Below are 12,004 nucleotides of genomic sequence, written 5' to 3'. Positions count from 1 at the left end.
CTGTTTTATGCTCTCCTCCATAAGCGGTGTACAGTAGCGGATTTCCGCGATACAGGTACAGGCACGTAGGCTGGAATATGGAACAATATATAAACAATTGTGTAGATTTGAGAATGAACACAATAAAAATTCCTACTTCCTTTAATATTGATCTCGAGTTTGAGGCAGCGGATATTGGCCTGCGTTTTATTGCATGGCTGATAGATTTAGTCGTGAGAGCAATATTTGTATGGATCTTTTATACCATGTTCGGAACCTTTGATATGACAGACGGCGCCTTTTCTGCTGTTACGCTGCTGTTTGTAACACTGCCGGCATTGCTTTATCCGCTGTTATTTGAGTTATTTATGAATGGGCAGACACCGGGAAAAAAGGTAATGCAGATCAAAGTGGTAGGGCTGATAGGGAACACGCCTTCAACGAGTCAGCTCCTGACCCGTTGGTTTTTCCGCATCATAGAACAGCCATTTTTCTTCTTTGCTGTTATTCCTGTGATTAGTATCGTCAGGTCACCGTTGAAGCAGCGTGTGGGAGATATTGCAGCAGGCACGATCGTTATCAGTACCAAACAGAAAGGTAAAATTGAAGATACCATCTTCCGTAATATCAATTACGAAGGATATACACCAAGTTTTCCAGAGATCATGCGGTTGTCTGACAGGGACATGAATAAAATCAAGGAGTTGCTAGACCGCGCTTTAAGCGGTGATGACATGCTTGCAAGTCGTGTGGCCAACAGGGTAAAAGATGTGTTGAAGATCAGCAGTAATTTACCGGACACTATGTTTTTGGAAACGGTGCTGAATGATTACAACTATTATACGACCTTTGAAAAGTAGTTCCAGCAAGCCTTTCAATACATTATAAAAATAAATATTCTAACCAAAACCGCACGTCTGGCGGGCCTTGGAGGATGTGTCGGAAAAAAAATTTCAAGAAAAGTTCTATAAAATTTGGATTTACAACACATTGTATTACCTTTGCATCGGCAAGTCTTATACGACCAGCTCCTGCTGAACTCCCCCAGGACAGGAATGTAGCAAGGGTAGGTGGTTGAAGCGGTGCGATATAAGTAACTTGCCTTTTTTTTTCTCTTTTTAAAAGGTCATTAGTCGCTGTCAATAGTCAGCTGGTTTATTCTCACCTCCTTTCCTAATGACAGTTGCTCCGCACGCACACAAGCTCTCAGAACTTTAATTTAACATAGTATGAAATTCTTTATTGATACAGCTAATCTGGCGCAAATACAGGAGGCTCACGATCTCGGTATCCTGGATGGTGTAACAACCAATCCATCTCTGATGGCAAAAGAAGGTATTAAAGGTGAAGCTGCTATTCTGAAGCATTACAAAGACATCTGCGAAATCACCGAAAATGGTGACGTGAGTGCAGAAGTACTTTCTACGGATTTTAAATCCATTATCGAAGAAGGACAGAAACTGGCGGCTATTCACCCGAACATCGTGGTGAAAGTTCCTATGATTAAAGACGGCGTGAAAGCAATCAAATGGTTCACCGACAACGGTATCAGAACCAACTGTACCCTGGTATTCTCTGCAGGTCAGGCTATCCTGGCTGCTAAAGCAGGTGCAGCTTACGTTTCCCCATTCATCGGTCGTATCGATGATACCAACTGGGATGGCGTTGAACTGATCGCTCAGATCGCTCAGATATATAGCGTACAGGGTTTCAAAACTGAAATCCTCGCAGCATCCATCCGTAGCGCACTCCACATCGTGAAATGTGCTGAAGTAGGTGCCGACGTATGTACCTGTCCGTTAGACTCTATTCTCGGCCTGCTGAAACATCCTTTAACGGATATCGGCCTGGCTAAATTCCTGGAAGATGCCAGGAAAATGTAATCGCAATATTTTTTAGATGGTGTATCCCCGGTGCAGAGATGTACCGGGGATTTTTTTTGCGCGCAAAGCAGCATAAGAGGCAAAGTACGCAAAGGATTACGTCTTGTTGTTTGTAAGCAGAATGTTTTGTTATTATAGCAAAAACAAACAAATATCTTTTTTCCATGTTGTACTAAAAAAGAACGCAAACAAGAAAAAGGCGCCGGAGGCGCAACTTTGCGCACTTTGTTCCTTTGCGTTCTTTGCGAGAAAAACATACACCATGGGAAAATACATTCTGGCGCTGGACCAGGGCACTACCTCCTCCCGCGCAATAATTTTTGATAAAAACGGAGCCATTACCGCTGTTGCACAAAAAGAATTTAAACAGATTTTCCCACAGGCAGGATGGGTTGAACATGACCCCATGGAAATATGGACCACCCAGGCCGGCGTTGCCGGTGAAGCCATACTCCGCGCCAATTGTACCGGTGAAGATATCGCCGCCATCGGCATCACCAACCAAAGAGAAACGACCATCGTATGGGAAAGAAAAACAGGTAAACCCGTCCATAACGCCATCGTGTGGCAAGACAGACGTACCGCCGATTACTGCAATCAACTTAAAAAAGAAGGCAAGGAAGAAATGATCCGTGATAAAACGGGATTACTCATAGACGCCTACTTCTCTGGTACTAAAATAAAATGGATCCTCGACAACGTTCCCGGCGCCAGAGAAAAAGCCGAAAACGGTGAACTCGCCTTTGGTACCGTCGATTCCTGGATCGTTTGGAATTATACCCGTGGCAAACTACACATCACGGATGTCAGTAATGCCTCACGTACACTACTCTTCAATATTCACGATCTCAAATGGGATGAAGAACTACTGCAGCTCTTTAATATCCCTGCCAGCATGATGCCGGATGTACGGCAATCCAGCGAGGTATACGGTGAAACAGAAGCCACACTCACTCCCTTTAAAATAAAGCTGGCTGGCATTGCCGGCGATCAGCAGGCTGCCCTCTTCGGACAGCTCTGCACCGAACCAGGTATGATCAAAAATACCTACGGCACCGGATGCTTTATGGTACTCAATACCGGTGAAACACCTAAAAAATCTAAAAATAATCTGCTCACTACCATCGCCTGGAAAATTGATGGGAAAGTCAGTTACGCCCTTGAAGGCAGTATCTTCATCGGTGGAGCCGTAGTACAGTGGCTCCGCGATGGCCTGGGCATTATCAGGCACTCCGCCGATGTGGAAAAACTCGCTGCCACGGTGCCGCACAGCGACGGTGTTTACCTTGTTCCCGCTTTTGCCGGATTAGGCGCCCCTTACTGGAACCAATATGCACGTGGCACTATGGTTGGACTCACCCGTGGCTCCACGGCCGCACATATTGCCAGGGCGGCACTGGATGCCATCGCCTACCAGACCATGGACGTGCTAAAAGCCATGGAAGCCGATACCGGTATGAAAATCGAAGAATTAAGGGTGGATGGCGGCGCTACCAGCAATAACCTGCTGATGCAGTTCCAGGCAGATATCCTCAATATCAGGGTAGTAAGGCCCAATATCACCGAAACAACAGCCCTTGGCGCAGCCTACCTCGCCGGACTGGCTGTTGGCTTCTGGGACAGCATTGAAACCATCGCCAAACAATGGCAGATAAATGCCACGTTCGAACCAGCCATGGAAGACCATACCAGAAAAGAACTCTACAAAAACTGGCAGCGAGCCATACATGCAGCGCAAGCCTGGACAGAATAACACGAACCAATTACTGACTCATTAAATTCGCACTATGTCACCATTCCTGGCAGAAATTGTTGGAACAGCCTTCGTTATTCTTCTCGGAGATGGCGTGGTTGCCAATGTGGTCCTCAAAAACTCCAAAGGCAACCAGGGCGGATGGATCGTTATCACCATGGGCTGGGCTATGGCCGTATTTGTTGGCGTGTATTGCACCGGCCGTTACAGCGGCGCCCACCTCAATCCCGCTGTCACTTTTGCACTGGCGATAAAAGGTGACTTTCCGTGGACATCTGTCCCCGGATACCTGCTCGCACAAATGCTCGGCGCCATGACCGGCGCAACCGGAGTATGGCTCTGCTACAAAAAACAATTTGACATTACGACCGATAAAGGCGCAATTTTAGGCACTTTCTGCACCGCGCCGGCCATACGTAGTGTCTGGTATAACTTCCTGACCGAATTCCTGGCTACTACCGCCTTTATCCTGGCTATCCTCTATATCAGTAAGCCAGCCGTTGGCATCGGCTCCCTGGATGCCCTCCCTGTCGCATTTCTGGTGCTTGCCATTGGCCTCTCCCTCGGTGGACCTACCGGTTATGCCATCAACCCCGCCCGCGACCTGGGGCCACGTATTATGCATGCAATACTGCCTATCCCCTCCAAAGGCAGCAGCGACTGGGCCTACGCCTGGGTTCCTCTCCTTGGTCCACTCGCCGGAGCCGCCTTCGCCACAATAATTTTTTCTTTACTAAAATAAAATCCCTGAACTTTGTGTACCAAATACACATTTAAAGTTTCATTTTTTTCTGAAACTTTAGTAACTTTGAAAACAATAACGATAGCATTGGATTTGCTGGATGTTATAATGTAGGATACAATGAATCAGATATCTCTCTTTAAAATCTAACTTATGAGTCTCAACATTCCGGAAACGAAGAACCCAAGGGTAGTAATAGTAGGTGGTGGCTTTGGAGGTATTAATCTTGCTAAACACCTGAAACACGCTCCCGTTCAGGTTGTATTGCTGGACAGGAACAATTATCACCTGTTTCAGCCTTTGTTGTACCAGGTATCTACTGCAGGCCTGGAACCGGACAGTATCGCTTTCCCTTTACGTGGCATATTCCGCAAACAGAAAAACCTGGTATTCCGCATGGCGGAAGTAACCGGTATCCGTGCAGAAGAAAATATCCTGGAAACAGGTATCGGAGAATTGCACTACGATTATCTCATTTTCGCAACCGGCAGCAACACCAACTTCTTCGGTAATAAAACGATAGAAGCCAATGCTATCGGCATGAAATCTCTTATCGAAGCGGTGCAGATCAGGAATTATGTGGTGAAACAATTTGAAGAAAGTCTGCTCCTCACTGATCCTGAACAAATCAAAGCTAAACTCAACTTCGTAATGGTAGGCGGAGGCCCTACCGGCGTAGAATTAGCCGGTGCTTTCGCTGAATTACGCAAATATATCCTCCCTAAAGATTATGCTTCCATTCCTCAAAATCTGATGAATGTTTACCTGATCGAAGCAGGGCCTCGACTCCTGGCCTCTTTCAGCGAACAGACATCTCAAAAAACTTTGAAAAGTCTGGAAGAACTGGGTGTGCGTGTAATGCTTTCTACCGGTGTAAAAGAGTATGATGGTAAAACCGTCACTTTAAGTACCGGAGAACAGATCCAGTCACACTCCCTGTTATGGTCAGCTGGTGTGAAAGGCGTACCGGTGCACGGTTTGCCACAGGATATTATTCTGCCAAACGGCCGTATCCTCGTCGATGACTTCAACAAGCTGAAAGGCTTCAAAAATGTTTATGCTATCGGTGATATCGCCCAGATGACCAATGATCCACGCTTCCCTAAAGGGTATCCGATGGTAGCGCAGGTTGCGATCCAGCAGGGTGTAAATCTGGCTAAAAATATTTTACTGGAAATGAATGGAAAAGTAGAAAAGCCTTTCCATTATAAAGACCTCGGCAGTATGGCCACCATTGGTAGAAACCGCGCTGTTGCTGAGTTTGCAGGCATCAAAATGAGCGGCTTCCCTGCCTGGGTGGTTTGGATGATCGTTCACTTAATGAGTCTGCTCGGGTTCCGTAACAAACTGGTGGTATTTATCAACTGGTTCTATCGTTACTTTACCTTCGAACGTGGTACCCGTATTATCATCAAACGTGGTGCTGCCAACATCGTGAAACTACGGCAAACAGTAGCTTCTTAAATACCAGCAACTTGAATTATTTGAAAGCTGTAGCTTCGCTACAGCTTTTTTTGTTCCGCCCTTCGGGCAGTGGAGGCTTTCATCACCTGCTATTTTTATGCAGATGATTATTTTCTATTCAGAATTGTATTCAAAGTAATCGTCGATACCAGCTGATCTATCCTCGTACCAAGTGATCTGTAATACAGTAATATCGTATAATTATTCTCTGTTTCCCAGTAATCACCTTCTGTCAGCGCAGTACTGAATTTACCGGCAGGATCACGCTGATCAATCAATCCATAGATATAATTGTAATACCCCTGTTTCAGCAATAAAGTACATTCGTATGCCCGTGTCTGTGGATTGTATTTCATCCTGTTCAGGTCATTCGTTTCATAGTTGGTAAACTCTCCGAAAATGTACATATCATAGCCGGCATAAGGTTCCGGCGATGAAAAATTAAAATGCACAGACGCATAATCTCCTTCAAAATTAGGGTCGTAATCGTCCAGCGTAGCCAGGTAGTATTTACCGTTTATATCTTTAATAAACTGGTATATTTTATCGGCCCTCTCTACATCCGGTTGCGCATATACGTCGGTACTGTTGGTATGGTATTCCGTATGTTTCACGCGCTCTGTCTGGAGGCGGAAACTTCGCAGATCTATCCAGCGAAACTCTTTACCGCCGGGAATTACACAATCTACTTCTGTATTATATTTAATAACATTATTGTTGATAAACTGCGGACGCGGATTCACCACTGCATTATCCCAGCGGCCATTCTGGAGGATCACCACTTTAATCTGGTCAAAAGGATTAGGGATATTGAGTGCGCCCATATTTACCTCAAAGTTCACTTTCTGGTGCGTGCGGAATAATTTAGGGCTCACCGGCTGCTGAATATAACCGGCAATACCGGCTTTATTGTCTACCACCATCATCCTGCGGGTAAACGCCAGCTGCGTGGTATCGCTGTCCAGGTAAACCTTCAGGAGATAATTCCCGGATTTGATCGGGAAGCTATTACCGCCCGGCAATTGCGCACTATAGTGTGTATAACGCTGAAAAGCAATGCTGGACATCTTATAGTTCTGTATCCTGATCTCAGAGAATCCACGGAGATATTCCAGCTGGTTCACCTGAGCCGGCGACCAGTCTGCATTACAGAGTACAAAAGTATAATAGTAACTCTTTACATCATTGTCCATATCATCAAAAGCCAGCTCCAGCTGCTCCGAAGAGCCCAGGGTAATCATGGGCAGACTTAGCGGGTCGCCCGCCTGGTTCAGCTTTACAGACTTAATATTACTTTGATAAACGTGGTCAGGTGTAATGGCTAATTCCTGGGCCTTTAAAACTGAGGGCAACAGTGCAGCATACAGGAGCGCCAACATCAATAGTGCTTTACGCATACTCGGAATTTGATCGGATGGAAGTTACGACTATTTTAAGATTTTAATCCCCGCTTATTTCTAACGTAATGGATTAAACGCCCGCCACCAGCAATTATTTTAATGACATTTCAATTAATATAATTACTTTAAACAGTACCTTTATTTCTAAATAAACACCTGAAATATTAATGCGCTTACCAAGTTTTATTGCCCGCAGGATAGCTTTTAACAAGAGTTCTTCCTTCTCTGGATTCATTATCAAAATAGCCATAGCAGCTACTGCTGTTAGTGTGGCTGTCATGATCCTGGCAATCGGATTGGTAAACGGCTTCCAGGAAGTTATTCAGGGGAAAATCTTCGATTTCTGGGGAAATATACTGATCAACCAGTATCAGCCCAATGCAGGCCCGCTAACCCAGGAAAAACCCTTCGACTACGACAGTACACTCGTCAGAAATATCCGCCAGCTTCCCGAAGTGAAGTCCATCAACAGCTATGCTACAAAATCTGCTATCGTTAAAGCCGATAAAGAAATTGACGGAGTAATATTCAAAGGCGTTGGTAAAGACTATAACTGGGAATCCCTGAAAAGGTTCATTGTGGCCGGTAATATTCTGCAATACAACGACAGCACCTTCGCCCCCGGCGTAATCCTCAGCAGCAGCATCGCCAACGACCTTAACCTGAAAGTCAATGATAAAGTGATCATCTACTTTATTCAGGGCGGCGGACAATCGCCAAGAGCCAGAAAACTAACGGTAACGGGTATATACAAAACAGCGATCGAGGATTATGATAAAACCTATATCCTGGGTGATATCAACCTTATCCGCCGCCTCAACGACTGGGACCCGCAACAGATCGGCGGCTACGAAATCGCGGTTAAAGACTACCACCAAATGGACTCCACCGCTAAGTACATCGATGAAAATATGCTCAGCGGCGACCTCTTCACCCGCACCATCGCAGACATCTACCCTAATATCTTCGACTGGCTGAAACTCCAGAACAAGAATAAATATATCATCCTCATTATCATGACCATCGTGGCGGCGATCAACCTCGTCACCGCACTGCTGATACTCATCCTGGAAAGGACCAACATGGTAGGCATCCTCAAGGCACTGGGCATGCGCAACTGGTCTATACAGAAAATCTTTACCTGGCACGCAGCCTATATCATCACCATTGGCATCGCCATCGGGGATTTCGTCGGGCTTTCACTGGCCTGGCTGCAACAGACATATGGCCTCTTCAAACTCCCCGAAGACACCTACTACATGCCTGTTGCTGCCGTATCGCTCTACTGGTATGAAGTGGTGGCGATCAATGCAGGTACCTTACTCATATGCATCTGCATACTTTTGCTACCTTCATTGATCATCCGCAAAATCACGCCGGTTAAAGCAATCCAGTTCAAATAATTATTTATTTTTTAGTACTACGTACATAGTCTTTCAGGTAACTGCACTCATTGTAAACATCCTGGTAGAACCGTGTTTCTTTATAATTGGCCGCCAACGGCTGGAAATAACGGTTACGTATCAACGCAGCATAAAACAGTTTGCTATCAGTCATCGGTGCAATATGTTTCTGTGAGCTACGTGCTGCCAGATACAGGCATTTGGCTCTAAATTCTTTATCTGTAGCGGCCTGCGCTGCCTTCGCATAAAATATTTCTGCATCATAACAACCAAAATACTGGCGGTCAAAAGGATCCTTCTCGCAAGCTGCACTGTACCACTCTGTTGAAGGACGGAAATCCTTCATGAAATACCAGGTCTGGCCATAGTAAGAGGTGCTGAACATCGCATTACCCAGCTCATAGTATACTTTAGCATCTACAGGCTGCGTTTTTGTCTGCCCCAGCAGCTTCACTACCCTTTCACAAAACTGCGAAATCGTAATAGGCGTCTTACGGCCGGCAACCGCTGTATCTTCTCCAAAATCCTGCAGCTGTGCATAAAATACCTGGTAACTCACCGGTTGTTTTTTCGCCGGCACTTTCTTCAGCCATGGTAAAGCATCTGTGAAGTTATGCACCCGCATGTATGCAGTACCTATCAGCAAGTCCATATTCAGGTTATCCGGGAAGAAGCCCGCCAGGTACTTATCATAATCTGTTTTTGCCGGTTGTTTCAGGAAGTCGTTCAGCTGTATCAGCTGTGCCGCATTCATATGATTACCAATCATTTCGCTGGCATCATACGGAGTATTACCACTGTGCAAAGAGTCACAACGGCCACGGATCAACGCTTCTTTCATTAACTCACCCTGTTTGTGGTACATTGGCGCCACTACAGATGCCAGCAGGTTACGATAGGCCCTGGCATAGAATGCATCTTTTGCCGTATAGCCGAAACCGTAGTCTTTCTGATTTTTCAGTTTAGCATCCAGCCATTTAAATGATCCCAGTAGCTTAGCTTCGTATACAGGGTCAATCCTTTGCTGCTGGCTGATATTTACGAGGAGATTTACCAGCTCCCATTGGTCTTTTATAGCGGCATCCTTGATTTTATATTTATCAAGCCTGGCTCTTGCTCCATTAAAATCACGCTGCATATAGGCAACATAGGCGGCGCTTACCCGCCACAGGTCAGGGTCTTTAACTTTACCTTCAGCAGCCACGCTATCAGCAAAACGTTGTAAAGTGCCGATGTACCTGTTATAATTGAATTTATCGTTTACATCTGAAAACCACCAGTCTCCGCCAAATCCGCCCCAGCCCATGGCAATACCAACACTGTCTACTTCCTTGTTGATACGCGGTGTCATGTAACTCGCTTCCAGCTTATTAATTTCTCTGCTCAGCAAAATATTCATGGATGGAGAGGCAGGGTCCAGCTTATAAACTGTTCTGAGTCCACTAATATCAGAGAAGGGGTCAGACATTCCGAAAATGGCCGCTACATTGGCTTTTTCGTGATCATCTTTACATAATGGATATACATCTTTGGCGCCGGTATTCGTCCACATGATATTGGTATAACACATCTGTCTTAATCCAGGTGCATGATCAAATACTTTTGAAAAGAGATAGGCACTGGTAGTCGTATCTTTCAAACGCAGCAGGGCACCGGCTTTCAGCGCCAGTGATTTATTGTATATCAATGAACCGTCATCGTTCTTCGCAAAATTCTTATCAAATCCTTCAATGGTTTCATGGTACATTTTGCGGTAATGTGTCAGGCGAAGCAGCTGAAACTGATAACGCTCCCGGATACTTTTATCTTTTACGCCGGCAATGAGTTTAGTTCCTTTAGAATACAGCTCAGACATTGGTTTGCTGTTATCCACCGGATCAGCCCATGGGTCGCTGTTGAAAACAAATGGCTCACAGTTTTTTGCAAAATCAAGGTAGCGGGCAGCCTCTTTATTCTTTGTCAGGTACATCGCAAAAGTATTGCTGCGGGCGCTGTCAGCCAACGTACAATTGCCACCTTTCTCGCTGCAGTCGGCAATTTGCGCTATCTGATCAGCACTGAAATTATAGATATACCTGTAAACGTCTTTCTCCGTTACCGACTTGTCATTCGCATATTTCAGCCATTCTGCCGTATTGGTTACGTCCTCCTGGGGAGTGGCATCATCATAGAAATTAGCCAGCGATGTAAAATAAAACGGTTCGTACCCCTGCCCTTTCAGATAAGGATTATAATAAGAAAGGTAATAGTCGTAAGGGTCTGGTTCGGGGCCGCAGGAAAGGGTGTAGATAATATTTCCGAACAGTACAGCTAAAAAGCTAATTGAAAAGACGATAAATTTTTTGTAGTTCATTCAAAGGAAATTTTTGCAGGGTAACCGCATCAAGATGATAAAAAACAACTACCGGATCATAATCTTGTCGTTGTCTGGATATCAATGCTGCAGCGGATTCCAGCAGTTCAGGGGAAGTGGTTTCTCTTCTTAATTCATCCCCTTTGCGGAGCAGGTATCCGTTGTACAGCGTATCTTTTTTAACAATAAATAATTGCTTGCCCTGAGGTAAAAACAAACTTTTGTCCTGGAGTTCAGCCGTTCCGATATTCCGCAGGATCCCCTTGTAGGCATTCTGCTGAAAATATACAGTCCATTCAAACAGTGGCAATGCGATGTCCAAAGTTAAAGGATATTCTGAAATACGGTCTTTTCCGATATAAGATTGTAAGGTGGCCAGGTCTAAAATAGAATTATGGTCACCGGGTTTCCGGAGGTCGCCCATATTGTAGCACATCAGCAAACCTTTATCTACAGGAGGTATACCGCTGCCTGTTACAAATTTCACCTGGTGCATACGGATGGTAGCGGAAACTTTTTTACCATGGAAAAACGGCTGAAGCTGCAGATAACGTAAATACTGAAAATATTTGTCCTTGCTGGTTTTGGTCCAGTCGCAATCGATTTGTATTTCGGGTATTTTTTCAGGTAGATGCTTACAGAGATTTTCCAGCAATGAAGCTGTTTTTGTAGCAAGAAGATTTATAGCGGAGGAGTCCTGCGTTTTGTCCCATATGGTGTTCATCAGGAAGATGACCGGTACTACTTCCGTCTTTTCCGGTAGTGGTGCCTGCTGCTGAAAGATGGCCACAGGTACCGGGGCGCCGCTTACCTCATCCGGCGATACATCAAACATTTTTATATATAACCGCTGTGCGGGCAGCTCCCGCAAATAATGCAGTTCACTGCTGTCATTGGTCCAGGCCTGCTTCCAGAAATAAAATGCTGGCGTAACCACACGTGGCCCCGGTTGTTTGCAGGCGGCTGCACACAGTAACAGACTAACAAAAAGCAGGATATGTCGCATATAACAATGGTAATGGGGAGA

General features: G+C 45.3%; 9 protein-coding genes and 1 other RNA gene. 7 read left to right on the top strand and 3 right to left on the bottom strand.

Going from position 1 to position 12,004, the window contains the following annotated elements; all coding sequences use genetic code 11:
- Positions 1-113: 113 nt before the first annotated feature.
- The 6 genes from F3J22_RS26625 to F3J22_RS26600 all read left to right on the top strand — a co-directional run bounded on the left by F3J22_RS26625 (position 114) and on the right by F3J22_RS26600 (position 5,821).
- On the top strand, positions 114-839 hold the full coding sequence (locus F3J22_RS26625; RefSeq protein WP_167021030.1) for an RDD family protein: 726 nt from the start codon (positions 114-116) through the stop codon (positions 837-839).
- Positions 840-986: 147 nt separating this feature from the next.
- An RNA gene (gene ffs, locus F3J22_RS26620) (signal recognition particle sRNA small type) lies at positions 987-1,086 on the top strand.
- A 122-nt stretch (positions 1,087-1,208) separates the two neighbouring features.
- Positions 1,209-1,862 (top strand): fructose-6-phosphate aldolase, encoded by a 654-nt coding sequence (fsa, locus tag F3J22_RS26615; protein ID WP_167021029.1) that lies wholly within the window; start codon positions 1,209-1,211, stop codon positions 1,860-1,862.
- Positions 1,863-2,124: 262 nt separating this feature from the next.
- Entirely contained in the window at positions 2,125-3,615 is a 1,491-nt protein-coding gene (glpK, locus tag F3J22_RS26610; protein WP_167021028.1) for a glycerol kinase GlpK, read from the top strand.
- A gap of 34 nt (positions 3,616-3,649) precedes the next feature.
- Positions 3,650-4,357: an MIP/aquaporin family protein gene (locus F3J22_RS26605; RefSeq protein WP_167021027.1), complete on the top strand. Its 708-nt coding sequence runs from the start codon at positions 3,650-3,652 to the stop codon at positions 4,355-4,357.
- Positions 4,358-4,510: 153 nt separating this feature from the next.
- A complete protein-coding gene (locus tag F3J22_RS26600; RefSeq protein ID WP_167021026.1) occupies positions 4,511-5,821 on the top strand; it encodes an NAD(P)/FAD-dependent oxidoreductase in 1,311 nt (436 codons plus the stop codon).
- Positions 5,822-5,928: 107 nt separating this feature from the next.
- Here F3J22_RS26600 and F3J22_RS26595 read toward each other — a convergent pair whose 3' ends face one another.
- A complete protein-coding gene (locus tag F3J22_RS26595) occupies positions 5,929-7,218 on the bottom strand; it encodes a DUF5103 domain-containing protein (RefSeq protein WP_167021025.1) in 1,290 nt (429 codons plus the stop codon).
- Positions 7,219-7,388: 170 nt separating this feature from the next.
- On the opposite strand from F3J22_RS26595, the gene F3J22_RS26590 reads away from it, so the two are divergent.
- Positions 7,389-8,624 (top strand): ABC transporter permease, encoded by a 1,236-nt coding sequence (locus F3J22_RS26590; protein ID WP_167021024.1) that lies wholly within the window; start codon positions 7,389-7,391, stop codon positions 8,622-8,624.
- A 4-nt stretch (positions 8,625-8,628) separates the two neighbouring features.
- Here the strand turns inward: F3J22_RS26590 and F3J22_RS26585 are convergent, their stop codons facing one another.
- Entirely contained in the window at positions 8,629-10,977 is a 2,349-nt protein-coding gene (locus tag F3J22_RS26585) for a hypothetical protein (RefSeq protein WP_167021023.1), read from the bottom strand.
- Entirely contained in the window at positions 10,943-11,983 is a 1,041-nt protein-coding gene (locus F3J22_RS26580) for a hypothetical protein (RefSeq protein ID WP_167021022.1), read from the bottom strand. The genes F3J22_RS26585 and F3J22_RS26580 overlap by 35 nt, the downstream gene beginning before the upstream one ends.
- Positions 11,984-12,004: the final 21 nt, after the last annotated feature.

The organism is Chitinophaga sp. Cy-1792 (genome assembly GCF_011752935.1).
GTDB lineage: Bacteria > Bacteroidota > Bacteroidia > Chitinophagales > Chitinophagaceae > Chitinophaga.
This window is presented reverse-complemented; position numbering and strand designations above follow the sequence as displayed.

Excerpts from the sequence above, each read along its gene's own strand:
- F3J22_RS26595 (WP_167021025.1), bottom strand. The coding sequence starts at position 7,218 with ATGCGTAAAGCACTATTGATGTTGGCGCTCCTGTATGCTGCACTGTTG.
- F3J22_RS26590 (WP_167021024.1), top strand. The coding sequence starts at position 7,389 with ATGCGCTTACCAAGTTTTATTGCCCGCAGGATAGCTTTTAACAAGAGT.
- F3J22_RS26585 (WP_167021023.1), bottom strand. The coding sequence starts at position 10,977 with ATGAACTACAAAAAATTTATCGTCTTTTCAATTAGCTTTTTAGCTGTA.
- F3J22_RS26605 (WP_167021027.1), top strand. The coding sequence starts at position 3,650 with ATGTCACCATTCCTGGCAGAAATTGTTGGAACAGCCTTCGTTATTCTT.
- F3J22_RS26625 (WP_167021030.1), top strand. The coding sequence starts at position 114 with ATGAACACAATAAAAATTCCTACTTCCTTTAATATTGATCTCGAGTTT.
- F3J22_RS26600 (WP_167021026.1), top strand. The coding sequence starts at position 4,511 with ATGAGTCTCAACATTCCGGAAACGAAGAACCCAAGGGTAGTAATAGTA.
- glpK (WP_167021028.1), top strand. The coding sequence starts at position 2,125 with ATGGGAAAATACATTCTGGCGCTGGACCAGGGCACTACCTCCTCCCGC.
- fsa (WP_167021029.1), top strand. The coding sequence starts at position 1,209 with ATGAAATTCTTTATTGATACAGCTAATCTGGCGCAAATACAGGAGGCT.
- F3J22_RS26580 (WP_167021022.1), bottom strand. The coding sequence starts at position 11,983 with ATGCGACATATCCTGCTTTTTGTTAGTCTGTTACTGTGTGCAGCCGCC.